This is a genomic window from Brevundimonas sp. 357 (genome assembly GCF_003938605.1).
Taxonomy (GTDB): Bacteria; Pseudomonadota; Alphaproteobacteria; order Caulobacterales; family Caulobacteraceae; genus Brevundimonas.
Genome location: NZ_RHWX01000003.1, coordinates 127620 through 150068, shown reverse-complemented (window position 1 = coordinate 150068; position 22449 = coordinate 127620). Strand labels below are relative to the sequence as shown.

Annotated in this window: 20 protein-coding genes and 1 pseudogene; 5 read left to right on the top strand and 16 right to left on the bottom strand. The window is 67.7% G+C overall.

Features of this window, described 5'->3' with window-relative positions:
- Positions 1–72 precede the first annotated feature (72 nt).
- The gene (locus tag EGK63_RS04080; protein WP_243637559.1) at positions 73–1731 is read right to left on the bottom strand and encodes an amidohydrolase family protein; all 1659 of its coding nucleotides are present in this window, start codon (positions 1729–1731) and stop codon (positions 73–75) included.
- A gap of 393 nt (positions 1732–2124) precedes the next feature.
- Between EGK63_RS04080 and EGK63_RS04075 the strand changes: the two genes are divergently transcribed.
- The gene (locus EGK63_RS04075) at positions 2125–3525 is read left to right on the top strand and encodes an amino acid permease (RefSeq protein ID WP_125900043.1); all 1401 of its coding nucleotides are present in this window, start codon (positions 2125–2127) and stop codon (positions 3523–3525) included.
- A 43-nt stretch (positions 3526–3568) separates the two neighbouring features.
- Here the strand turns inward: EGK63_RS04075 and EGK63_RS04070 are convergent, their stop codons facing one another.
- Positions 3569–4171, bottom strand: coding sequence for a GGDEF domain-containing protein (locus EGK63_RS04070; RefSeq protein ID WP_125900042.1), 603 nt, complete (start codon positions 4169–4171; stop codon positions 3569–3571).
- Between the two features lie 142 nt (positions 4172–4313).
- Here EGK63_RS04070 and purE point away from each other — a divergent pair, with 142 nt between their 5' ends.
- Together purE and EGK63_RS04060 are read left to right on the top strand one after the other, a co-directional pair.
- Complete coding sequence (purE, locus tag EGK63_RS04065) at positions 4314–4805, top strand: 5-(carboxyamino)imidazole ribonucleotide mutase (protein WP_125900120.1); 492 nt, start codon at positions 4314–4316, stop codon at positions 4803–4805.
- Complete coding sequence (locus EGK63_RS04060) at positions 4805–5878, top strand: 5-(carboxyamino)imidazole ribonucleotide synthase (RefSeq protein WP_125900041.1); 1074 nt, start codon at positions 4805–4807, stop codon at positions 5876–5878. Before purE ends, EGK63_RS04060 begins: the two co-directional genes overlap by 1 nt.
- Before the next feature lie 39 nt (positions 5879–5917).
- Here EGK63_RS04060 and EGK63_RS04055 read toward each other — a convergent pair whose 3' ends face one another.
- Complete coding sequence (locus EGK63_RS04055; RefSeq protein WP_125900040.1) at positions 5918–6583, bottom strand: COQ9 family protein; 666 nt, start codon at positions 6581–6583, stop codon at positions 5918–5920.
- A gap of 190 nt (positions 6584–6773) precedes the next feature.
- Here EGK63_RS04055 and rpsU point away from each other — a divergent pair, with 190 nt between their 5' ends.
- Positions 6774–7007: a 30S ribosomal protein S21 gene (gene rpsU / locus EGK63_RS04050; protein WP_087139870.1), complete on the top strand. Its 234-nt coding sequence runs from the start codon at positions 6774–6776 to the stop codon at positions 7005–7007.
- A gap of 218 nt (positions 7008–7225) precedes the next feature.
- Here rpsU and EGK63_RS04045 read toward each other — a convergent pair whose 3' ends face one another.
- The 7 genes and pseudogenes from EGK63_RS04045 to EGK63_RS04020 form a co-directional block, all read right to left on the bottom strand.
- Positions 7226–8668 carry an ABC transporter permease gene (locus EGK63_RS04045; RefSeq protein ID WP_125900039.1) on the bottom strand — a complete coding sequence of 481 codons (1443 nt, stop codon included), beginning with the start codon at positions 8666–8668 and terminating at the stop codon, positions 7226–7228.
- The gene (locus EGK63_RS04040) at positions 8668–9630 is read right to left on the bottom strand and encodes an ABC transporter ATP-binding protein (protein ID WP_125900038.1); all 963 of its coding nucleotides are present in this window, start codon (positions 9628–9630) and stop codon (positions 8668–8670) included. The genes EGK63_RS04045 and EGK63_RS04040 overlap by 1 nt, the downstream gene beginning before the upstream one ends.
- Positions 9631–9912: 282 nt before the next feature.
- Positions 9913–10539, bottom strand: a complete 627-nt coding sequence (locus tag EGK63_RS04035) for a M23 family metallopeptidase (RefSeq protein WP_125900037.1) — start codon at positions 10537–10539, stop codon at positions 9913–9915.
- Between the two features lie 194 nt (positions 10540–10733).
- Entirely contained in the window at positions 10734–12536 is a 1803-nt protein-coding gene (locus EGK63_RS04030) for an autotransporter domain-containing protein (protein ID WP_125900036.1), read from the bottom strand.
- 99 nt (positions 12537–12635) lie between these two features.
- Positions 12636–13865: a phosphoglycerate dehydrogenase gene (gene serA / locus EGK63_RS04025; RefSeq protein WP_371412918.1), complete on the bottom strand. Its 1230-nt coding sequence runs from the start codon at positions 13863–13865 to the stop codon at positions 12636–12638.
- Positions 13866–14000: 135 nt separating this feature from the next.
- Positions 14001–14525 (bottom strand): annotated as a pseudogene (locus EGK63_RS16980) (HAD family hydrolase); the annotation flags it as partial.
- 97 nt (positions 14526–14622) lie between these two features.
- Complete coding sequence (locus EGK63_RS04020; protein ID WP_125900034.1) at positions 14623–15153, bottom strand: hypothetical protein; 531 nt, start codon at positions 15151–15153, stop codon at positions 14623–14625.
- A 199-nt stretch (positions 15154–15352) separates the two neighbouring features.
- Here EGK63_RS04020 and EGK63_RS04015 point away from each other — a divergent pair, with 199 nt between their 5' ends.
- Entirely contained in the window at positions 15353–16285 is a 933-nt protein-coding gene (locus EGK63_RS04015) for an Hsp33 family molecular chaperone (protein ID WP_243637558.1), read from the top strand.
- Positions 16286–16289: 4 nt separating this feature from the next.
- Here EGK63_RS04015 and EGK63_RS04010 read toward each other — a convergent pair whose 3' ends face one another.
- From EGK63_RS04010 to pstC, 6 genes are all read right to left on the bottom strand, one after another.
- The gene (locus EGK63_RS04010) at positions 16290–17009 is read right to left on the bottom strand and encodes a CPBP family intramembrane glutamic endopeptidase (protein ID WP_125900032.1); all 720 of its coding nucleotides are present in this window, start codon (positions 17007–17009) and stop codon (positions 16290–16292) included.
- 312 nt (positions 17010–17321) lie between these two features.
- On the bottom strand, positions 17322–18011 hold the full coding sequence (phoB, locus tag EGK63_RS04005; protein WP_003165711.1) for a phosphate regulon transcriptional regulator PhoB: 690 nt from the start codon (positions 18009–18011) through the stop codon (positions 17322–17324).
- A gap of 44 nt (positions 18012–18055) precedes the next feature.
- Positions 18056–18802 (bottom strand): phosphate signaling complex protein PhoU, encoded by a 747-nt coding sequence (gene phoU, locus EGK63_RS04000; RefSeq protein ID WP_003168860.1) that lies wholly within the window; start codon positions 18800–18802, stop codon positions 18056–18058.
- 10 nt (positions 18803–18812) lie between these two features.
- Entirely contained in the window at positions 18813–19685 is an 873-nt protein-coding gene (pstB, locus tag EGK63_RS03995; protein ID WP_125900031.1) for a phosphate ABC transporter ATP-binding protein PstB, read from the bottom strand.
- Between the two features lie 5 nt (positions 19686–19690).
- Positions 19691–20986 (bottom strand): phosphate ABC transporter permease PstA, encoded by a 1296-nt coding sequence (pstA, locus tag EGK63_RS03990; RefSeq protein ID WP_125900030.1) that lies wholly within the window; start codon positions 20984–20986, stop codon positions 19691–19693.
- Positions 20979–22409 carry a phosphate ABC transporter permease subunit PstC gene (pstC, locus tag EGK63_RS03985; RefSeq protein ID WP_125900029.1) on the bottom strand — a complete coding sequence of 477 codons (1431 nt, stop codon included), beginning with the start codon at positions 22407–22409 and terminating at the stop codon, positions 20979–20981. The genes pstA and pstC overlap by 8 nt, the downstream gene beginning before the upstream one ends.
- Positions 22410–22449: the final 40 nt, after the last annotated feature.

Genomic DNA, 22449 nt, shown 5'->3' with positions numbered 1-22449 from the left:
CCCCTCGTTTTTCTGATCTGAATCACAGGCGCGCCGTCCCCATTCGACCTCGCCTGCGTCGTCTGTTGCGGATCAGCGCCCTCCTTGCGCCTCCCCTCGTTCGGCTTTTTGCCGATCGACCATCGCCCGCACGTCGGCCAACAAGGCCGGCGCGTCGTAGGCGACCCCACGCGCCACCGTCCAACGCACGCCGCCGACCGTCTCGATGCGGTTCTCGGGGCTCAGGCGCTCATGTCCGGTGCCGTACAAGGTCTTGAAATTCGCCAGCGGATTTTCGGTCGTGATGACCAGATCCGCGCTCATGCCCGGCCGCACGACGCCGAAGGTCGGCGCCTTTCCGGTCGGCTCGGCCAGGGTCGTCGCCCCGTCCATCGTCGCGGCGCGCACGATCTCCAGCGGGTGGAAGCCCGCCTCCTGCAGCAGCTCCAACTCCTCGATGTAGCCGAAGCCGTACAGCTTCCAGATGAAGCCCGAGTCCGAGCCCACCGTCACCCGGCCGCCGACCTTCTTGTAGTCGTTCACCAGCCGCATGAACCGTTCGTAGAAGCGGCGCCACGCCACCTCGTTCGACGTCGTCCAGTCGAAGAAATAGCTGCCGTGGTTATCGCGCGTGGACTGGAAATAGTCCGCCAGCGCCGGAAGCGTATAGGTCTGGTGCCAGGGCGCATTGCGCGCCCGCATCAGATCGCGCGACGCTGCATAGATGGTCATCGTCGGATCGAAGACGACCCCCGCCTTCTTCTGCGCTTCCAGATAGGCGTACCATTGCGCCGAACCCGGCTCGACCTCGTCCCAGATTTCGGCCGCCTCGCCGAAGCGCTTCTGCTCGTCGTAGAAGTTGTAGTCGGTCGGATAGTCCTGGATCGTCCGCCCGCCCAACAGCGACTCGAAGTGGCCGTAAAAGTGGGTGATGGTCCCCAGACCCGCCGCCGCCAGTTGCTCGGCGTTCAACTGGGCCACGCCCGGCTGGGCGATGTGGGCGACCGTGCCCATGTGGTTCTTCTTCGCCTCGTCGATGGCGGCCAGGACCACCTCGGGCGTCTCGTCGCCGCGCAGGAAGAATTTGATCCCGTCCACGCCGTTGGCCGCGCCCCAGCGCACCCACTCGCGCGCCATTTCCGGGTTGCGGATACGGCCGCGCGACCAGCCCGAGCCCAGGGTCTGGTAGTTGTAGATACGCGGCGCGACGATCTCGCCGCGCGCCGAACGGGCCTTTTCCGACACGGCGATGTCGTGCGGCGCCAGGCTGACGCCGCGCACGGTCGTCACGCCGTGCGCCAGCCACAGCTTGTACACGTACTCCAGATCCGGCGCCTTCTGCGGGCTGCCGCCATGGGCATGGGCGTCGACGAAGCCGGGCATGACGTACATGCCGCGCGCGTCGATCTCATGCGCGGCGTTCAGCGGCGGGCGGCCCTCACGCTCGGGCAGGCCCGGCCAGCCCGCCTGGATAATGTCGGTGATCTTGTCGTTCTCGATGACGATGTCGACCGGCCCCATGGGCGGGGCGCCCGTGCCGTCGATCAGCATGGCGCCGCGCACCACCATCAGCGGATAGGGACCATAGCCCTCGTCGGCGCGTCTCGGCGGAGCCGGGTTCAGCGTGGCCCGCGCCGACGCCGCCTGCGCTTGAGCCTGAGCCGACACCGCGTTCGGCGTCCCCGTCGCAAGCAGCAGCGCAACCGCACACGCCGCGCCGGCGCCCTTGAAGACAGACTTTTCCCCAAACATCGTCCGCAAGCCGCAATCCCTCCCAAGATCGAGGGCCATCGGCCCTGCAAGCGTTTGCCCGGCCCCTCAGCCGCTCCCCAATTCGCTAGCACTGCATCGAAGACAGAAGTTTCGGATATTATCCAAACGACGGAATAAAATTCACACCAATCACCAAAACCGATCACCATCTTCGAAATGTAGAAATTCGGCCCAGCCCTACAACAGAAGCGTTGTTTATGCGGCAAATCTGAATTTATGATCCAGTGATAGGGATTGAATACGGCCCAATCGGGTCGTTTTTTCTGTTGCGGCTCAGCTTGCCAAGGCAGGTTGTGCGCCAAAAATGCTACGGAAAAACGCCGTTATACCGAATATTTTTACTTTGCCATCGAAGACTACCGGGGGAGACGCATGAGTTTCGTGACACGCCGCAAGGCCCTGCCTGTGCTGGGAGGCGCGCCCAAGGCGAACGGGCTCAAGCCCACCCTGTCCTGGCCGCACCTGGTCGCCCTGGGCGTCGGCGCCATTGTCGGCACCGGCATCTACACCCTGATCGGCGTCGGGGCTGAGCGGGCCGGACCGGCGGTCATGCTGGCCTTCGTCATCGCCGGGATCGTTTGCGTCTGCGCCGCCCTGGCCTATGCCGAGCTGGCGACCATGATCCCGGAGTCGGGCTCGGCCTACACCTACTCCTACACCACCCTGGGCGAGGGCGCGGCCTGGATGGTCGGCTGGAGCCTGATCCTGGAATACACCGTCGTCTGTTCGGCCGTGGCCGTGGGCTGGGCGGGCTATTTCTCGGGCATGATGGAGGGCATCGGCATGGGCCTGCCCGCCATGCTGACCTCGGCCCCGTCGCAGGGCGGCATCGTCAACCTGCCCGCCGTCATCATCGTCGCCGCCGTGGCGGGTCTTCTGGTCGCCGGCACCAAGGAGAGCGCCTCAATCAACGCCGTACTGGTGGTGGTCAAGATCGCCGCCCTGATCGCCTTCGTGGCGATCGCCCTGCCCCACTTCAATCCGGCCAACCTCAAGCCCTTCATGCCCTACGGCTTCTCGCACGGCATCGGCGCCGAGATGGGCGTCATGGCGGCGGCGGCCATCATCTTCTTCGCCTTCTACGGCTTCGACGCCGTAGCCACGGCGGCGGAAGAGACCCGCAATCCCGCCCGCGACCTGACCATCGGCATCATCGGTTCGATGGTGGCCTGCGTCGCCATCTACATGGCAGTGGCCATCGCCGCCCTGGGCGCCATGCCCTTCACCGACTTCATGAAGTCGCCCGAGCCCCTGTCCCACATCATCCGCACCGTCGGGTCCGACCTGTGGGCCACCCTGATCGCGGGCGCGGCGGTCGTCGCCCTGCCCACCGTCATCCTGGCCTTCATGTTCGGCCAGAGCCGCATCTTCTTCGTCATGGCCCGCGACGGCCTGCTGCCGCGCAGCCTGGCCCATGTGTCCGAGCGTTCGGGCGGGCCGGTGCGCGTGACGGCGGGTACGGCGGTGCTGATGGCGATCATCGCCGGCTTCATTCCGCTGGGCGACCTGGCCGCCCTGGCCAACGCCGGGACGCTGGTGGCCTTCGCCTCGGTCGGCCTGTGCCTGATCGTGCTGCGCCGCCGTGAGCCGGGCCGTCCGCGCGTCTTCCGCGCCCCGGTGTGGTGGCTGGTGGGGCCGGTGGCCATCGCCGGCTGCGTCTATCTGTTCTTCAGCCTGCCGGCCTCGACCCAGATCAACTTCGTCATCTGGAACGTGATCGGGGTGGCGGTCTATCTGCTGTACAGCCGCCGTAACAGCCTGCTGAACGGCTAAAGCTAAGGGCGCCGAGGCTGACCTCGGCGCCCTTTTCAATTCTTCAGCGCGTCGCCTCCGGCCGCGCCTTCTTCCGCAGCCACATGGCCGCATCGGCTTCGGACAGCCAGACCTCCGCATCCGTCTGACCGGCGAATGCGCGCACGCCGAACGAGCCGCCCAGCACCAACCGCGTCTCATCCCAGATGAAGCCTTCGCTCTGCAGCGCCTCGCTCAGCCGCCGCGCCTTCTCGCGCCCTTCCTCGGCGCCGGCGTTCATCAGCAACACGGTGAACTCGTCCCCGCCCATGCGGCCGACGGCGTCGGATTCGCGCACGTTCGCCAGCAACAGCTCGGCCACGGCGATCAGGGCTGCGTCCCCCGCCGCATGGCCCAGGCCGTCGTTGATTCCCTTGAACCCATCCAGATCGAGATACAGCAGCGCCGCCTCGACTCCGTAGCGGCGGCAATAGGCCAGGTTGCGCGTCAGCACCGTCATGAAGCCGCGCCGATTCAGCACCGGCGTCAGCACGTCGTGATCGGCCAAGGCCTCGGCCCGTTCAGCCCGCTCGGTCAGGGCCGCTATCTCGGCGTGCAGACGCGTGATCTCGGCCTGCAAGTCCGCCTTCGCGTCCGCAGCGGTCGTCTGTTCGGCCAGGTGGTTCAAGGCAGGCTCCGACGCCGCATTTCCGGCCGACTCACGGCCCCGCGACGCAGCTGAGTCTAGCGTCCTCGGTTGCGGGCGCAACGCGGGTGCTGTAACGGGCCGCTTTCCGCATGGGGAGCCTTTGCGCATGACCGCCTCCACGCTGCCGGCCACGACGCCTCCTGTCGCCATCATCATGGGCAGCCGCTCCGACTGGCCCACGATGAAGCTGGCCGCCGACCGCCTGGACCAGTTGGGCGTCGCCTGGGAGGCCAAGGTCGTCAGCGCCCACCGCACGCCCCAGCGTCTCTATGACTTCGCCACCACGGCCAAGGACAAGGGCTTCAAGGTCGTCATCGCGGGCGCAGGCGGCGCGGCCCACCTGCCCGGCATGGCCGCGTCGATGACCGATCTGCCGGTGCTGGGCGTGCCGGTCCAGTCCAAGGCGCTGAAGGGCCTCGATTCCCTGCTGTCCATCGTCCAGATGCCCGGCGGCGTGCCCGTCGCGACCCTGGCTATCGGCGAGGCGGGCGCCGCCAACGCCGGCATCCTGGCGGCGCAGATCCTGGCCTTGTCCGATCCCGCCCTGGCCGAGCGCCTGTCGGCCTTCCGCGCCGCCCAGACCGAATCCGTCGCCGAAAGCGTCGAAGACTGATGCCCAATCTTCCCCTGCCTCCCGGCTCGACCCTCGGCATTCTCGGCGGGGGCCAGTTGGGCCGGATGCTGAGCCAGGCCGCCTCACGCCTGGGCTTCGACGTGGTGATCCTCGATCCCCAGCCCGACAGCCCCGCCGCCCGCGTCTCGCGCGCCCAGATCACCGCCCCCTATGACGATCCTGACGCCCTACAGGCGCTGGGCCGCCTGTGCGACGTCGTCACCTTCGAGTTCGAGAACGTCCCCGCCGCCTCGGTCGAGACCCTGGCCGAAGCGGGCGCCCTGGTCGCGCCGGGACCGACGGCGTTGGCCGTGGCTCAGGACCGGGTGGACGAGAAGACCTATCTGAACGCCGTCGGCGCCCCGACCGTGGCCTTCGCCGCCGTGACGACGCTGGATGACCTCACCAACGCCATCGACGCGCTTGGCCTGCCCGCCCTGCTGAAGACCCGGCGCGAGGGCTATGACGGCAAGGGCCAGGCGTGGATCCGCGACGCCGCAGAGGCCGAGGCCGCCTTCGACGCCATCGGCCGCCGCCCCGCCGTGCTGGAAGCCGCCGCCGTCTTCCAGCGCGAGCTGTCGGTCATCGCCGCGCGTGGCCGCGACGGCGCGGTCGCCGTCTATCCCCTGGGCGAGAATGTCCACAAGAACGGCGTGCTGAAGACGACCACCGCCCCCGCCGCCGTCGACCCGGCCACGCAAGCGCGCGCCGAACAGATCGCAGCCGCCGTTCTGGACGGCCTCGACTACATCGGCGTCATGGGCATCGAACTGTTCGACATGGGCGACGGCGAACTGCTGGTGAACGAGGTCGCCCCGCGCGTCCACAACACCGGCCACTGGACCCAGGACGGCTGCGTCTGCGACCAGTTCGAGCAGCACGTCCGCGCTGTCGTCGGCTGGCCTCTAGGCCCGACGAATGCCCACGCTCGCGTCGAGATGACCAATCTGCTGGGCGACGAGGTCGAGCAATGGCGCGCACTGGCCGCCGAGCCGAACGCCCGCCTGCATCTCTACGGCAAGCATGACGCCCGGCCGGGCCGCAAGATGGCCCACATCAACCGCATCCTTTAACCCTCTCCCCGCCTTCCTTCTCCCATCGGGAGAGGGAAGTCAGGCCTTGGCGCCGTAGCGCAAGCGACCCAGCACGTCGGTGATCGTCCGCACCGGCGCGTCAAAGTCCTTGCCCGCCTTCCACTTCTCGAAGGCCATGACGTTTTCGATGCGGCGGGCGACGAAGCCCTCCGCCGCCTCGCGCCCGTCAAACCAGCGCATCGTCAGGGCGGGAATCAGGATGCCGCCCAGAATCGCCCGCTTGGAGTAGTGATTCTGGTCCGTCGCCGTGTCCCCGGCCCAGCGCCACAGATGATCCGCCGTCTCCCACGCCAGCTTGAAGCCCAGGTCGACGTTGGTCGGCAGGCTGAGGAAGCCCGCGCACCGCTTGGCCGCCTCGATGTCCTGCGCTCCCGCCTCCATCCGCGCCGAGACGGCGGCGGCGATTCGTTCGCGAATCTTCATCGTGGACGCGGGCGTGGCTTCCAGCGCCTTCAAAGCGCGTGCGTCGTGGCGACGCGACAGCAGGACCGCCAGATCGCGCGGGCCGTTCGGCAGCAGCAACTCCTGGTCGCCCAGCGACAGGCCGCACGCCTCGCACGCGGCGCGCGTCAGGCGCGCGTTCCAGCCCAGCGCGGGCGCGCGTTCTATGGCCGCGTCCAGAACGGCCTGTTCTGTGCGGTCGGCCCAATCGCCTTTCGGAGCGGTCTCGGCTGTCTCGATCATGGGCGGCACGATACGCCCATCCGGCGGGCGTTTCGAGCCATCACGATTAGGCGCGACGATCTGGACACGCACCCCCCGATCATGTATCAGCGCGCCTTCACTTGAGAGGCCCTCCTCTCGAGCGTGGTTTTGTTTTGTCTGCCCGTCTCCCTTGGAAAGGACGCGGCGGGCGGCCAAAGGAGAGAGACCCCTGGTTCAGATTTTTGTCCGCGACAACAATGTCGATCAGGCGCTGAAAGCCCTGAAGAAGAAGATGCAGCGCGAAGGCAGCTTCCGCGAAATGAAGCGTCACGTGCACTTTGAAAAGCCGTCGGAAAAGCGCGCTCGCCAGAAGGCTGAAGCCGTCCGTCGCGCCCGCAAGCTGGCCCGCAAGCGCGCCCAGCGCGAAGGCCTGCTGCCGGCTCCGAAGGGGCGCGGTCGCTAAGACCCGCTGACGCCTGAAAGATCAAAGGCCGCCCCGGATCGCCGGGGCGGCCTTTTTCTTTGTGCATTTTGTCTCCGCTCACCCCGGCGGAAGCCTGGGCCCAGTGAGAGCGCCTGTCTGAGGCCTATTCATTGATCGCAGCGCGTTGAAGCCAAAGCACTGGATCCCGGCTTCCGCCGGGGTGAGCGGGAGAGAGGCAAGCCTCCCTCCCCTTAGACTCACCGGCCCGTGACGGCGCCCATGAAGCTCTTCCAGCTCAGCTTCACATCCGACAGGGCGCCGGCGCGGAAGGCGCGGCCCGCCGCCCAGATCATCAGGGCCGCGAACAGGAACATGCCGATCAGGCCGCCGATGATCTCGATCAGGGGCGGCCCGCTGGGCGCGCGCGCGGCCATGACGAAGGGGGTGAAAGGCGGGATCAGGCTGATCACCTTCACCACCATGGCGTCGGGGGTGCGGATGGCCATCTGCATGACCAGGATCGGCACGACCAGCACCATCATGATCGGCCCCATCAGGGTCTGGGCGTCGCGCGGCGTGTCGCAGAAGGCGCCGATGGCCGCGAACAGCACCGCGTACATCAGATAGCCGCCGACCAGGAACAGCAGGAAGTAGACGAACAGACCGTCGGTCAGCAGCACCGAGCCGATGTCCCGCGCCACGTCAGGTACGCTCGCCATCAGGCCGATAGCGCCTATGCCGCCCCAGGCGCCCAGCACGGCCAGCGTCAGCAGGGCCACGCCCAGCACCTTGCCCGCCAGGATCTCGGTCGCCGAGGCCGAGGACAGCAGCACCTCCAGGATCTTGTTCGACTTCTCCTCCATCACGCTGTTCAGCAGGATGGAGGCGCCGGTGATGATCAGCGACCACAGGATGAAGCCCACCGCCATGCCGACGATGACCGGCAGCTTGTCGCGGAACGACACCTCGCCCCCCGACGCGGCGCGCGGCGAGAAGACCGAAACCTCGGGCCGGAAGCGCTCGGTCTGCGCCACCACAGAGGGGTCGATGCCGCTGGACACGAAGACACGGCTGCGGTTGGCGGACTTCAGGGCGTCGCGTACGGCGTCTTCCACGACGTCGTCGGTGGCGCGGCCGGTCCAGACGCGCGCACCGGGCTGGCCGTCCTTTTCGGTCAGAAAGACCACGGCGTTCAGACGCTCGCTCTCGGGCGCATCCTTGTCGACATAGCGGCGGGCCAGGGCGTCGCGCGCCTCGCCCGGAGCGGCGGCCGTCAGCTCAGCGGGCGCCTCGACCAGTTCAAAGGAGCGCTTGGGCGTCTTGAAGCCCGCGGCCGCGCGCGGGGCCTCCTTCTTCAGCGCCTCAAGCCCGGCGTCGAAACCGCCCTTCTCGGCGGCCTCGCGCACCCGGTCGCCCCCCGCCGTCCCCGACTCGGGCACGGCGGCCATACGCAGGGCGGCGATATCGGCGCGTCCGCGTTCGGTCTCCAGCGCCTGGCGCACGGCGGCGGCTAGGCCGGACCCGGCCGGGGTTTCATCGACGATGACGGCCTCGCGCACCGGCTCCGCATGCTTCATCAGCACCGGAATGGCGCCGCCCAGTACAGCGAACAGCGGAAACGCCAGCAGCGACAGCCAGAAGCCGACCGTCTTGGCGTAGGCCAGAAACTCGCGGCGCGCGATCAGAAGAATCCGGTTCATCAGGCGGCTCCCGCTTTATCGGTCTTGGAGACGGACTGGTCTTCGTCCGGATGATCCCCAGTCAGGGCGATGAAGGCGTCGTGCAGGGTCGGCTCCTTCATCTGGAACCGCCGCACGTCCAGCCCGCTCAGGAAGGCGGCGCGAAGGGCGCTTTGCGCCTCGGCTCCCGGCGTCAGGCCGACGCGCAGGGTGCTGACGGCACCGTCCTCAGCCAAAACCTCGATGCCGCCGACGCCTGGCAGAGCGGCGACCGCGTTGCGGTCCAGCGCCCCTTCCAGTTCCAGGAAGCGCGGCGAGGTCGCCCGCGCCTCGTCCACCGTGCCCTCGAACGCCTTACGGCCGCGGGCCAACAGCACCACCTTGTCGCACAGGCGCTCGGCGTGCTGCATGACGTGGGTCGAGAACAGCACCGTCGCCCCATTGTCGGCCAGGGCGCGGATCATGGCCTCCAGCCCCTGCTGGTTCATCGGATCGAGACCCGAGAACGGCTCGTCCAGGATCACGAACTCCGGCTGATGCACCACCGAGGCGATCAGCTGGACCTTCTGGGCCATCCCCTTGGACAGCTCCTTCATCTTTTTCTTGCTGGCCTCGCCCAGCCCCATCTGGTCCAACATCTCGCGGCCGCGACGGCGGCCTTCGGGCAGGGGCAGGCCCTTCAGCCCGCCGAAGAAGGCGATGGCGTCCACCGGCGTCATCTTCTTGTAGAGGCCCCGCTCCTCGGGCAGGAAGCCGATCCGGTCGCGCACCTTGCGCCCGTCGTCCGCGCCCAGGATGTCGATGCGGCCGCTGGTGGCCGGTTGCAGCCCCAGAATCATCCGCAGGGTCGAGGTCTTGCCCGCCCCGTTCGGCCCCAGGAAGCCGCAGATCGAGCCCTTCTCTACCTGAAAACTCAGGTCGGAGACGGCCTGAAAGCCGCCGTATCTCTTACTGATTCCGTCCAGCGTCAGCGCCGCGACCATTCGGTCCCCCTGCAAAAAGCCCAAGGATCGAATCTAACGACAGCGCGCAGATAATGGAAAGGGTATTTTACATTACGGTTTGGTCATGAAACGACAATCCGCTTTTTCGTCATCCCCGGGCTTGTCCCGGGGATCCATAAGCTCAGGCTTTAGCGAGTTGCCGCCGAGTCACGACGACACCGGGCGAGGCTATGGATTCCCGGGACAAGCCCGGGAATGACGTGAAATGGGAAACCTTGGAGCGGAAATGACGCGAAAATGCGAAAGCACGCCCCGCCCATCTCAGGCCGGGGCCTTCACGCGGATGTCGAAGCTCTGGCCGACGATCTTGGCGGGGTCGATCTGGCCGCCGTTGCGGCGCACCTCGAAATGCAGGTGGGGGCCGGTCGAATAGCCGGTCGAGCCGACCAGGCCGATGCGCTCGCCCGCCGTCACCGTCTTGCCGGAGTGAACGTCGATGCGGCTGAGGTGGGCGTACAGGCTGGTCATGCCGTTGGGGTGCTGCATCTCGATGAAGTTGCCGTAGCCGCCCGCCTGATAACCCGCGCGCAGCACCTTGCCCTCGGTCGTGGCGAAGACGCCGGTGCCGGTCGGGGCGGCGATGTCCACGCCCTTGTGCGCCCGCGCCTTGGCCTCAATCGCCAGCTTGCGCAGGCCGAAGGGCGAGTTGATGCGATAGCCCTTCAACGGGGCCTCGAAGACGATCTTGCGGGTGACCGGACCGGCGGGTTCAGCCACCGCCTTCACCGGCGGGGCGATAGGGGCCGAAATATCGACGACCTTCTCGGGCGCGCCGGAAATCATGCCGACGGGCGCGGCAGCCATGGCCAGAACCGCCAGACCGGCCAGGACGCCCGTCTGGCCGAAACGGATCACATGCGGCCGCACGGCCGGAGGAACTAAACGCATACTCTAACGACTCATTCTGAGCGCTTGGTCAGCGCGGAGGAGCCGTCAGAAAGGCGCGAAACACGCGCGCGGATGGCGAAAATTCAACGTCGCCGACGGCCGGAATTGACCGTCTTTTGCAATTTCACCGGGACATGAATGGGGCGCTCCGAGGGCGACACGGGGTCGCACCTCGGAAACCTTCGTTTCAAGATCTACAGCGGCAGGCTCAGTTTCACCGCCGCCATATGGCTGTCGGCATGGTCGCCGAAGCGGCCCTTGTAGCCGATCGACACCTTCAGCCGCTCCATGACCGTGCCCTCGATCCCGGCGGCGGCCAGCACCTGCCCGCCGAACGGCAGATCCACGTCGCGGGCCAGAATCTGGGCCGGGTTGCCCAGGATGCCCGTGCGCACGGCGTCGCTGTCATCGCTCAGCGTGTCGCGGTAACCGCCTTCGGCGTAGAAGCGGACCCGCTCGGTCCCGCCCTCCGCGCGCAGGGCGATCTCAGCCGTCGTCGCCTGCACCGAACGGTCGGCATAGGCGTACTGCGCCGCCGGTCCCTGCTCGCTGAAGCCGTCCACGTCGGCGTTGATCCAGGCCACCGCCGCGCGCGGCGACAGGGCGAAACCGCCCAAATCGAACCACATGCCGCCCTGCAGCCGCGCGCCCGTCGAGACGCCGCGCGTCGAACCGCTGTGGACGACCGGCGCCAGGCTGGTCAGGCGGTTGATGTCGTTGAAATCGTCCTGGGCCACGCCCGCCGCCGCATTGACGAACAGGTCGCCCGAGCGCCAGCCGCCGTAGACATCCAGCCCGAAGCTGTCGACGTCGGCGCGCAGGGCGCCCGCGTCCACATCGGCGTTGCGGTAAGAGCCGGCCAGGCCGAAGCGCAAGGCTTCGGTCCCCGACTCCAGGGCGATGCGCACGCCATAGCCGTCGGAAGTCGCTTCGCCGATGGCGCCGCGGGCGTCGGTCTCGGTCTTGTCCGCCAGCCCCTCGACCGAGATCGAGGTTCCCCCTGTCCACGCCTCACGTCCCGACAGGGCGGCGGTCGAGCCATCCAGCGCGTCCTCGCGGTGACGCCAGGCCGTCTCGCCCAGCACCGCCGTCTGGCTGCCCAGATCGCCGTAGTAGAGGTAGTCGTTCGCCAGACGCGCGATCACCGCATGCCCCTTGGCCGTCGGGTGAACCCCGTCGAAATAGAAGTAGTCGTCCGGGTTGGAGCACAGCGTCACGCCGTTGAAGCAGGCCTGGGTCACGTTCGACACGCCGAAGGCGCTTGGGTTGTTGGCGATCACGTCCCCGACCTTGAACAGGTCCATCAGGATGATGTTCGTCCCTGGCCGCGCCGCCGCCGTCGTGTTCAGCCCGGTCAACAGGGCGCCGTTGAAGGTGGTGACGGCGAAGTCGGCCAGCGGCGCGGCCGCTGTGCCGCGGAACTGCGGCGTCAGGCTCAGCTTCGGCAGGTTCGTGACCAGCACTGTACCCGCACCTGCCTGGGCGATGCCGTTGACGATGAAGTTGATGTCGGCTGCGGCGCTCTGCGCCACCGGCGTGATGCTCGCCGTGGGATTGGTCGAGACCCCCGCCGCCGGCAGTCCCTGAAAGATGTTGTTCGCCCCGCCCAGCACGCTGACCAGGTCATTGGCGCCGAAAGTTCCGCCGCGCTGCTGGTACTGGGCCAGTTGCAGCCGCATCCCCAGCGGCTGGGCCTGGCTATCGGTGCGCGCGCCGCCGAAAGCGTAGTTGATGCTGCCCGTCACCGGCCCCATGAAGTTGGCGGCGGTGAAGCCCAGCCTCTCAGTGAACACAGGCCCGTTGGAGAATCGCCCCGCGCCATAGGGCGGCGAGGTCGGGGTCGATCCGCCCGTCGCCAGATACAGGTTGCCGTTGTCCGACAGGCTGTCGCCGAACACCACCAGACGGTTGTAGCTCTGGGCCGACGCGGCCCCGGCGGCGGATACGGCGGCCAGACTCAGAGCGGCCAGCGCCGCTCCGCGAAGAAGACGAGACATCGATTTCCCTCCCATCGACCGTCCGTATGCGGTCGTTACCCGCCACTCTGCGCCGCTTTTCTCAGGACGCAAGATGACGTGACGGAAGGTGATCGACGATCAGTGCAGCCGGCGGAAGCGGATCGTGCCGGGAAGCTGCTTCAGCGCCGTCAGCGCCTCGCGGTCATAGTCGCGGTCCACGTCGGTGATGACATAGCCGGTCCGCTCGTCCGTCTTCAGGTGCTGGCCCAGAATGTTCAGCCCCGCATCCGACAGGGCGCGGTTCAGTTCGGCCAGCACGCCCGGCTGGTTGCGGTGGATGTGCAGCAGTCGGTGCGCGCGCGTCACCTCGGCCAGCTGCACGTTGGGCAGGTTGACGCAGAAGGTGGTGTCGCCCCGGTTCAGATAGCCCAGCAGCCGCTCCGCCGCGAACTCGGCGATGGCTTCCTGCGCCTCTTCGGTCGAGCCGCCGATGTGCGGGGTCAGGATGGTCTTGTCCAGGCCGACCAGAGGGCTGTCGAACGGGTCGGCGTTGGTGCGCGGCTCCTCGGGGAAGACGTCGACCGCCGCCCCGCCCAGACGGCCAGATTTCAGCGCCGCCGCCATCGCGTTCACATCGACCACATGGCCACGCGACAGGTTCAGGAACAGGGCGCCCGGCTTCATCCTGGCGAACTGGTCAGCGCCGATGATGGCGGTGTTTTCCTTGCGGCCGTCGACGTGCAGCGTCACCACGTCCGCCTCGGCCAGCAGGGCGTCCAACGAGCGCATCCGCCGCGCATTACCCAGCGCCAACCGCTCGGACAGGTCGTAGAACAGTACCCGCATGCCCAGGTTTTCGGCCAGCACCGACAGCTGGCTGCCGATGGCGCCGTAGCCGACGATGCCCAGCGTCTTGCCGCGCACCTCGCGCGATCCCGTGGCCGACTTGTTCCACACGCCCTTGTGCATTTCGCGCGACTTGTCCGCCACGTCGCGCATCAGGACGATCATCATGCCTATGGCCAGTTCGACCACCGAGCGGGTGTTGGAATAGGGGGCGTTGAACACCGCCACGCCCTTGTCCGCCGCCGCGTCCAGATCGACCTGATTGGTGCCGATGCAGAAGGCCGCCACGGCCATCAGCCGGTCCGCCGCGTCCAGCACCTTGCGGCTGACGTTGGTCTTGGAGCGGATGCCCAGCACGTGCACGCCCTTGATCGCCTCGATCAGGTCGGCCTCGTCCAGCGCGCCCTTCATGGTCTCGACGGTATAGCCCGCCTCCTCCAGCCGCTCGACCGCGGCGGGGTGGACGTTCTCCAGCAGCAGCATGCGGATGCGGTTGCGCGGATAGGACCAGCGTCCGGCCACGCCCTCGGCGTACAGCACCTCGTCCAGAGAGGCGGCGACGGCGTCGGCGGCCTCAATCACCTTGGCGCGGCTGACGATCTCGGTGAAGGCGTAGAAGCGGTCGGCCGCGCCCTGAATCTTGACCTCGGCGTCGGTCCAGCCGTCGCCGACCATGACTACCGGCCCTTCCAGGTTCAGCGCCCGGATGACCTCAGGCTTGCCGTTCTCGCGCGACAGCGGGTTGGCTGTGTCCACGCCCGTCACGCGGCCTTCATCGTCATAGATCAGGTCGTTGGCCAGCACATGATCGGACGCCACGCCCAGCCGCTCGGCCAGGGGGGCGATCACCTCGCGGAAGCCGCCCGACAGGATGTAGATGCGCTCGGCGTTGCGCTGGAAGAAGTCGACGTTGCGGCGAATGGAGACCGTCGCCTCGTCCAGGATGCGATCGGTCAGAGTCTCGACGTGTTCACGGCGCAGAGCCAGCAGGTCCAGCCGCTGCTTCAGCGCCTCGCCGAAGCCGATGCGGCCGTTCATGGCGTCGTCGGTCAGGGCCGCGATCCGGGCCTTGCGCTCGGCGGCGTCCGGCGCGTCCTTCAGCGCCAGATCGGCCAGCGCCTCCAGCGTTTCGATGCGAACCAGGGTGGAATCGAAGTCGAAGATGAAGACGGGCGAGATCATGCGCGGGCTCTAGACCTTCTTCGCACCCGCAGCAATAAAAAGGGGCGCCTCAGCACCCCTTTCCGCATGATTTTTCTATTTGCCGCTGAAAACCGGCTCAGCGGCCGCCGTTTCCGCCCCGGCGGCGGCTTTCCAGGGCCGCCGCGCCGATCATTGCGGCGATGGTGGCCACGGCCAGAAGGGCGCCGCCTTCCTTGGCGTGATCGCGGGCGAAGTCGCCGGCGTCCTCGGCATAGCGGCGCGCCTGCTTGGTGTAGCGGCGCATCGGACGGCGCGATTCCTTCCTGGCCCGGCGATACCATTGGTCGGCCCGATCGCGGGCGTCGGCGCCGAAACGTCCGGCCCGTTCATGAGCGTAGTCGCCCAGGTCGGCCGCGCGATGGGTCAGGTCGTCCGCCCCATGACGCACGCCGCGCGCAATGTCGTCAAAGCGGTGACGCAAGGCCTCGGCGTCGAACCAGCCGCGCGGGTCAATGCGCGTCTTGATCCGCTCATAGCGGGTCGGGCCGGAGCGCTGGTTCAGCAGGATGGTCGCCATGCCCACGCCCGCCAGGACGGCCACGACGCCCGCCACGACGCCTGGGTGCTTGCGGACCTCGTCCACGACGTTGAACTCACGATCCATCATGTCAGACCTCTTGTAAGCGGATGGGGAAGGAAGCGGATTTCAGCTAAGGGAGCGAGCTTCAGCACAAAGGGTTCCCTTGTCCCGGTCAAGCCTGTCGAACCGCGCTCGCTCGTGGCGCGGGCGACACGCCCTCCCCTTACCAAGCGGGCTTCGGCTCCCTATGTTGCGCCGCTTCCGACAGTTTTCAGGATTTCACGCCGTGACCGATCACGCGCCCGACGCCCCCATCGCCGCTCCGACGGACGACTTCGCCGCCGCCTTCCAGATCGAAGGCTGGCCGGTGCGCGGCCGCCTGGTCCGCCTGGGCGAAGCGGTCGACAAGATCCTGTCGGCCCACGCCTATCCCGAACCGGTCGCCGCCCTGCTGGGCGAGGCCTGCGTGCTGGCCGCCATCGTCGGCTCGGCGCTGAAGTTCGACGGCCGCCTGATCGTTCAGGCCCAGGGCGACGGCCCGGTGCGCTACGTCGTCGCCGACTACGGCACGGACGGCCATCTGCGCGGCTTTTGCCGGTTCGACCCGGAAGAAGTGGCCAAGGCGTCCGAAGGCTTCGCCCGTCCGGGGGCCAAGACCCTTCTGGGCGGCGGCGTCTTCATCATGACGGTGGATCGCGGCGCCGACTTCGAACGCACCCAGGGCGTGACCCCCATCGAGGGCGAGAGCCTGTCGCTGTGCGCCGAACACTACTTCTCCCAGTCCGAACAGGTGCCGACCAAGGTGCGCCTGGCCGTCGGCGAGGTCGAAACCGACGCGGGCCGCACATGGCGCGCGGGCGGGGCGATGATCCAGGTCATCGCCGGCGACGAGTCGCGCGGCTCGACCGAAGAAGTGTGGGAGCGCACCCGCGCCCTGTTCGCCACCCTGGGCGACGACGAGCTGATCGACCCGACCATCAGCGCCGAGACCCTGCTGTATCGCCTGTTCCACGAGGACGGCGTGCGGCTGGAAGGCGCCAAGACCCTGGCCGCTGTCTGCCGCTGCTCGAAGGACCGCATCGCCGGCGTGCTGCAGTCCTTCCCGGCGGAAGAACGCGCCGAAATGGTCGAGGACGACGGCAAGATCCGCGTGACATGCGAATACTGCTCGACCGCCTATGAGATCGACCCGACCGAGCTGGAAACGGCCGAGGCCTGATCCCTCAGATCAGCATGAAGACGGCGTTGCCGTAGTTATGCAGCAGGACCGGCAGCAGTACGCTGCCGGTCTTTTCACGCAGCCAGACCAGCAACAGGCCCGCCAGCCCCGTCGTCGCCATCGGCGCCCAGTCGAAGGTGAAGCCGCCGTCCTGATAGCCCAGGGCGTGGGTCAGGCCGAACGCCAGCGCGGTCAGCACGGTGCCCCAACCCATTGGCGCCCCCAGCACGCGGACCGGCCGCCCGAACGCCTCGTTCAAGATCAGCAGCAGCACGCCGCGATAGAATATCTCCTCGTCCAGCCCCGGCATGGTCAGTTGGAAGGCCAGGCTGTCGGCGTCGAACGCTTCACCCGGCGCCCAGATCGCCAAGCCGAGGAACAGCAGGACCAGCAGGCCCGATAGGATCAGCGCCCCCTTCAGCCCCTGCCGGTCCTGATGCAGGGTCAGGCCGCTGCGCCGCCATCCGACGACGGGCAGGCTGGCGACCGCCAGCGACAGCAGCACGGCCAGCGTCTTGCCCTCCCAGTTCCAGCGCGAGGATCCGAAATCCAGCGGGATATGACCATAGCCGCGCGTCAGCACGGCGTCATAGACCGCCATCAGCAATAGGCCCGCCGCCAGCCAGCCCCAGCGCACCTTGCCGCGCGACAGCACGGCCGCCGCCCCAGCCGCCAGCGCGACAGCGCCGAGCCAGCCCCACATGGCGATCACTGCGTCCGGCATGACTTCCCTCCCCCGATGCGACGTCGTCGTTCAGAGGCGGCGGCAGGGGCGAGCGGATGCAGATGAAGAAAACTTAAGCTTCCTTCTCCCCGCCCCACACGCCCGGGCTTCGCCCCATACGCGCCGTTTCCCGCCTCTACACGCCGTCATCCTCGGGCTTGACCCGAGGATCCAAGGCGACGGCGCGCTCACCCGTTCAACGCCGTGCAGGCGGACGGCTGGATCCTCGGGTCAAGCCCGAGGATGACGGCAGGGGATGGGGAGCCGTGGCGCGTCGTAGAGCGGCGTGGCCCGCGCTGCAGGAGTCACCGCCTAGTTATTCAAATCCAGCGAATAGCCCGCCGAGCGCACGGTGCGGATAGGGTTGACCGTGCCTTCGACGTTCAGCGCCTTGCGCAGGCGGCCGACGTGGACGTCCACCGTGCGGGCCTCGACGTAGACGTCCGAGCCCCAGACCGCGTCCAGCAACTGCTCGCGGCTGAACACCCGGCCCGGATGCTTGAGGAAGTGGTCCAGCAGGCGGAACTCCGTCGGCCCCAGATGCACCTCGCGGCCCGCGCGGCTGACGCGGTGGGCGACGCGGTCCATGATGATGTCGGCGTGGTTGACCCGGTCGTCGGCCAAACCCGGACGGATGCGGCGCAGCACGGCGCGGATGCGCGCGGTCAGCTCCGTCATCGAGAAGGGCTTGGTCATATAGTCGTCGGCGCCGGTGTCCAGGCCGCGCACGCGGTCCGTCTCCTCGCCGCGCGCGGTCAGCATGATGATCGGCAGGTTGCGGGTCTCGGCCCGGCCGCGCACGCGACGGCAGACCTCGATGCCCGACAGCTTGGGCAGCATCCAGTCCAGCAGGATCAGGTCGGGGGTGCGCTCGTCGATCTGCAGCATCCCCTCCTCGCCGTCGGCGGCGACGGCCACGTCATAGCCTTCCTTCTCCAGATTGTACTGGAGCAGGGTGGCCAGGGCGTCCTCGTCTTCCATCACCAGGATATAGGGTTGCACGTCAGCCTCTCCGGTTCGTCGAAGTCGTCAGCGATGTAGGGGTGTCAGTCGTCCGCCGCGTCGGGGGACGCAGACAGATGGGGGGTCGGCGTCGGCTCTTCGCCGGGACCGGGCACGGCCTTCGGCCGCTCGCCCAGCATCTCCTCGCCCGTGATCTCATAGTGGACCGTCTCGGCGATATTGGTCGCGTGGTCGCCGATCCGCTCCAGGTTCTTGGCCATGAACAGCAGGTGGGTGCAGGCCGTGATCGTGCGCGGGTCGCCCATCATATAGGTGAGCAGTTCGCGGAACAGAGCGTTGTAGTGCTCATCCACCTCGTCGTCGGTCTGCCAGACCGACAGGGCGCGCTCGATCTCCGAGGCCGTATAGGCGTCCAGCACGTCGCGCAGGCGGTTCGACACCAGCCGTCCCATCCGCTCGATCGAGCGGGTCAGGGGCTGCATCGGCTCGGCCTCGGCCAGGATCAGCGCCCGCTTGGCGATGTTCTTGGCCAGGTCGCCGGTCCGTTCCAGGTCCGAGGCCAGCTTCATCGCCCCCAGCGTCCGGCGCAGGTCGCTGGCGACCGGCTGGCGCAGGGCGATCAGGCGGATCGCCTTCTTTTCGATGTCGCGATGCAGGGCGTCCAGGCGGTTGTCACGCTCGACCACCGCCTTGGCCAGCGCCACGTCGCGGCGGGCGACGGATTCGATGGCGTCCGCCACCTGGGCTTCGGCCAGGCCGCCCATGCGGACCACCTCGGCCGTCAACTGGTTCAGCTCGTCGCCGTAAGCCTTGACCGTATGCTGGTTCATCGTCGCGTCCTCAGCCGAAGCGGCCGGTGATGTAATCGAGCGTGCGCTTTTCGCGCGGGTTGGTGAATATCTCTTCGGTGTCGCCGGTCTCGACCAGCTTGCCCATGTGGAAGAAGGCCGTGCGCTGCGACACGCGGGCCGCCTGGGCCATCGAGTGGGTGACGATGACGATGCAGTAACGCTCGCGCAGTTCGTCGATCAGCTCCTCGATCTTGGCCGTGGCGATCGGATCCAGCGCCGAGCAAGGCTCGTCCATCAGGATGACTTCGGGTTCGACCGCGATGGCGCGAGCGATGACCAGACGCTGCTGCTGGCCGCCCGACAGGCCGGTGCCCGGCGAGTGCAGGCGGTCGGCGACCTCGTCCCACAGACCGGCGCGCTTCAGCGACTTCTGGACGATCTCGTCCATCTCGCCCTTGGTCGAGGCCAGGCCGTGGATCTTGGGCCCATAGGCCACGTTCTCATAGATCGACTTGGGGAAGGGGTTCGGCTTCTGGAACACCATGCCGACCTGGGCGCGCAGCAGCACCGGGTCGATCTTGCGATCGTTGATGTCCTCGCCGTCCATGTCGATCCGGCCGGTCACGCGGGTGCCGGGGATGGTGTCGTTCATGCGGTTCATGGTCCGCAGGAAGGTCGACTTGCCGCAACCCGACGGGCCGATCAGCGCCGTCACCGTCTTGTCCGGAATCTCCAGCGAGACGTCGAACAGGGCCTGCTTCTCGCCATAGAAGACGCAGACGTCGCGCGCGGCGATCTTGATCGGACCCAGCGGCGCCGAGGCGTGGGCGCCGACGGCCGGGGCGGTCGACAGGGTGGCGGCTTCAGAGGAGGCGGCGCCGGTCGACGAGCCGTCGGGAGCGCGGAAGATGCGGGACTTCATAAGATTTACCACCGGCGTTCGAAGCGACGGCGCAGCAGGACTGCGGCGGCGTTCATGACGATCATGAAGGCGAGAAGGACAAGGATGGCGGCCGCCGTCCGTTCGTGGAAGGCGCGCTCAGAGGCGTTCTCCCAGATGTAGATCAGCGACGGCAGGGCGCCGACGGGCTCGTCGATGGCGTGCGGCACGCCAGGCACGAAGCTGATCATGCCGATCAGCAGCAGCGGCGCCGTCTCGCCCAGGGCATGGGCCATGGAGATGATGGCGCCGGTCATCACGCCGGGCATGGCCAGCGGCAGGACGTGGCCGAACACCGTCTGGGTGCGGCTGGCGCCCATGGCCAGGGCCGCCTCGCGGATCGAGGGCGGCACCGCCTTCAGCGACGAGCGGGTGGCGATGATGATGGTCGGCAGGGCCATCAGCGCCAGCACCAGGCCCCCGACCAGCGGGCTGGCGCGCGGCAGGTGCATGAAGTTGATGAACAGCGCCAAGCCCAGAAGGCCGTAGACGATGGACGGCACGGCGGCCAGGTTGTTGATATTGACCTCGATGATCGCCGTGATGCGGTTACGCGGCGAATATTCCTCCAGCCACACCGCAGCGCCGACGCCGACCGGAATGGCGATCAGGGCCGTCACCATCAGCATCAGGGCCGAACCGACCACGGCGCCCAGCAGGCCCGCCAGCTCCGGCTGGGTCGAGTCGCCCTTGGTGAACAGGGCGGCGTTGAAGTGGGCGCGCACCGCGCCCGAGGCCTTCATCCGGTCCAGCCAGTCCATCTGCTCATTGGTGACGCGGCGCTGGTCCTCGGGCTGATCGCGGGTGATCTTGCCCTTCAGATACATCTCGGCGTCGTCCGACAGCGGCGCGCCGACCGGCACGGTCTGGCCCAGCAGGCCGGGCTGGCGCGCGATCATCTTGGCGGCCTGGAACTTCAGCTCCGAGGACAGCAGGGCCTTCATGGCCGAGGCCTTGGTTCCCTGTTCGTCGTCCTGGATTCCCAGGCGGCGGATCTGCTGCTCGGCGACGATCTGCTCGAAATTGGCGCCCTGCGGATAGGAACGGTCGATCCGCGCCGGGTCCATATAGACCGGCAGGGTCACGGTATGGGCGTAGAAGGCGGTGTAGCCCTGGGTGACGATGCTGCCGAGCAGGATCACCAGGAAGGTCAGGGCCACGCCGATGGCCGCACGGCCGTACCAGCGGAAACGGGTCTCACGCGCATAGCGGGCGCGCAGGCGGCTTTTCAGACGCTGGGTGCGCGGGCTGACGCCGGTCGAGGGAGAGGCGGCGTCAGTCATACTGTTCCCGATAGGCTTGCACGATGCGCATGGCGACGATGTTGAGCAGCAGGGTGACGACGAACAGGGTCAGGCCCAGGCCGAAGGCGGCCAGGGTTTTGGGACTGTTGAACTCCTGGTCGCCGGTCAGCAGGGTGACGATCTGGACGGTGACGGTCGTGACCGTCTCCAGCGGGTTCAGGGTCAGCTTGGCGGCCAGACCGGCGGCCATGGTCACGATCATGGTCTCGCCGATGGCGCGCGACACGGCCAGCAGCAGGGCCCCGGCCACGCCCGGCAGGGCGGCGGGCAGCAGCACCTTCTTGATCGTCTCGGACTTGGTGGCGCCCATGGCGTAGGAGCCGTCGCGCAGGGACTGCGGCACCGCGTTCAGAATGTCGTCCGACAGGGAGCTGACGAAGGGGATCAGCATGATCCCCATGACCGCGCCCGCGACCAGGGCCATCTGGTTCTGGACCAGCGACAGATAGAGGCCCAGCTCATTGAACGGCCCGCCGATCAGCATCTCGCCGATGCCGTTGAAGAAGACGCGCAGCGCCGGCCCCACCGTCAGGGCGGCGAAGAAGCCGTAGACCACGGTCGGCACCCCGGCCAGAACCTCCAGCGCAGGTTTGACCAGGGCGCGGGTCTTCTTGCCCGAATATTCCGACAGATAGACGGCCGAGAACAGGCCGATCGGGGCGGCCACCGCCATGGCGATGGCCATGATCAGGAAGGTGCCCGCGAACAGCGGCACGGCCCCGAAGGCGCCCGACGACCCGACCTGATCGGCGCGGATGGCGATCTGCGGGCTCCACTTGGTCCCGAACAGGAACTCGGTGATCGGCACCATGCTGAAGAAGCGCAAGGAATCGATCACCAGCGAGAAGATGATGCCGACCGTGGTCAGCACCGCCACCGCCGAACAGGCGAACAGGACGCCGGTGATCCAGCCTTCGACCTTGTTGCGCGCGCGCAGGTCGGGACGGATGCGGGTGAAGACGAACAAGCCGCCCAGCACGGCGGCGATCAGGGCGGCGACGCCCCCGCCCCAGTTCAAGGCCGCAGCGATGCGATGGGCGCGGCGGCCCTCGGCCGGCAGCTCTTCGGCATAGGGCGCGGGCCAGATCTGGCGCGCCTCCTGCCCCGCTCCGACCAGACGGGCGTCGGCGAAGAAGGCTTCGCGGCGGAACGGCTCCAGCTGGGTGACGCTGTCAGGCGCGCCCGCCCGCATCATCTGCTGCTCGATGGAGGTCGAGAAGACCGAGGCGGCGATCAGCATCGCCAGCGCCGGAACCCCGACCCAAATCAGGGCGTAAAGCCCGTGTTGGCCAGGACGCGAATGCGACTTCGCCCCCTGGCTCCGACGAACGGCCAAGGCCCGCCCGGCCACATAGGCCAGGACGGCGAAGGCGATCAGCAGCAGCAGGAAAATCCAGATCATCCGGTCCGATCAGCGCAGGAATCAGGAACGCGCCGGGTTC

What these genes read in the sequence shown, in the direction of transcription:
- pstA (WP_125900030.1), bottom strand. Translation starts at nt 20,986, where the DNA reads ATGACTGACGCCGCCTCTCCCTCGACCGGCGTCAGCCCGCGCACCCAG.
- EGK63_RS04035 (WP_125900037.1), bottom strand. Translation starts at nt 10,539, where the DNA reads ATGCGTTTAGTTCCTCCGGCCGTGCGGCCGCATGTGATCCGTTTCGGC.
- EGK63_RS04080 (WP_243637559.1), bottom strand. Translation starts at nt 1,731, where the DNA reads ATGTTTGGGGAAAAGTCTGTCTTCAAGGGCGCCGGCGCGGCGTGTGCG.
- phoU (WP_003168860.1), bottom strand. Translation starts at nt 18,802, where the DNA reads ATGAACCAGCATACGGTCAAGGCTTACGGCGACGAGCTGAACCAGTTG.
- pstB (WP_125900031.1), bottom strand. Translation starts at nt 19,685, where the DNA reads ATGAAGTCCCGCATCTTCCGCGCTCCCGACGGCTCGTCGACCGGCGCC.
- pstC (WP_125900029.1), bottom strand. Translation starts at nt 22,409, where the DNA reads ATGATCTGGATTTTCCTGCTGCTGCTGATCGCCTTCGCCGTCCTGGCC.
- EGK63_RS04055 (WP_125900040.1), bottom strand. Translation starts at nt 6,583, where the DNA reads ATGATCGAGACAGCCGAGACCGCTCCGAAAGGCGATTGGGCCGACCGC.
- EGK63_RS04040 (WP_125900038.1), bottom strand. Translation starts at nt 9,630, where the DNA reads ATGGTCGCGGCGCTGACGCTGGACGGAATCAGTAAGAGATACGGCGGC.
- EGK63_RS04010 (WP_125900032.1), bottom strand. Translation starts at nt 17,009, where the DNA reads ATGCCGGACGCAGTGATCGCCATGTGGGGCTGGCTCGGCGCTGTCGCG.
- EGK63_RS04045 (WP_125900039.1), bottom strand. Translation starts at nt 8,668, where the DNA reads ATGAACCGGATTCTTCTGATCGCGCGCCGCGAGTTTCTGGCCTACGCC.
- EGK63_RS04075 (WP_125900043.1), top strand. Translation starts at nt 2,125, where the DNA reads ATGAGTTTCGTGACACGCCGCAAGGCCCTGCCTGTGCTGGGAGGCGCG.
- EGK63_RS04020 (WP_125900034.1), bottom strand. Translation starts at nt 15,153, where the DNA reads ATGATGGATCGTGAGTTCAACGTCGTGGACGAGGTCCGCAAGCACCCA.
- EGK63_RS04060 (WP_125900041.1), top strand. Translation starts at nt 4,805, where the DNA reads ATGCCCAATCTTCCCCTGCCTCCCGGCTCGACCCTCGGCATTCTCGGC.
- EGK63_RS04030 (WP_125900036.1), bottom strand. Translation starts at nt 12,536, where the DNA reads ATGTCTCGTCTTCTTCGCGGAGCGGCGCTGGCCGCTCTGAGTCTGGCC.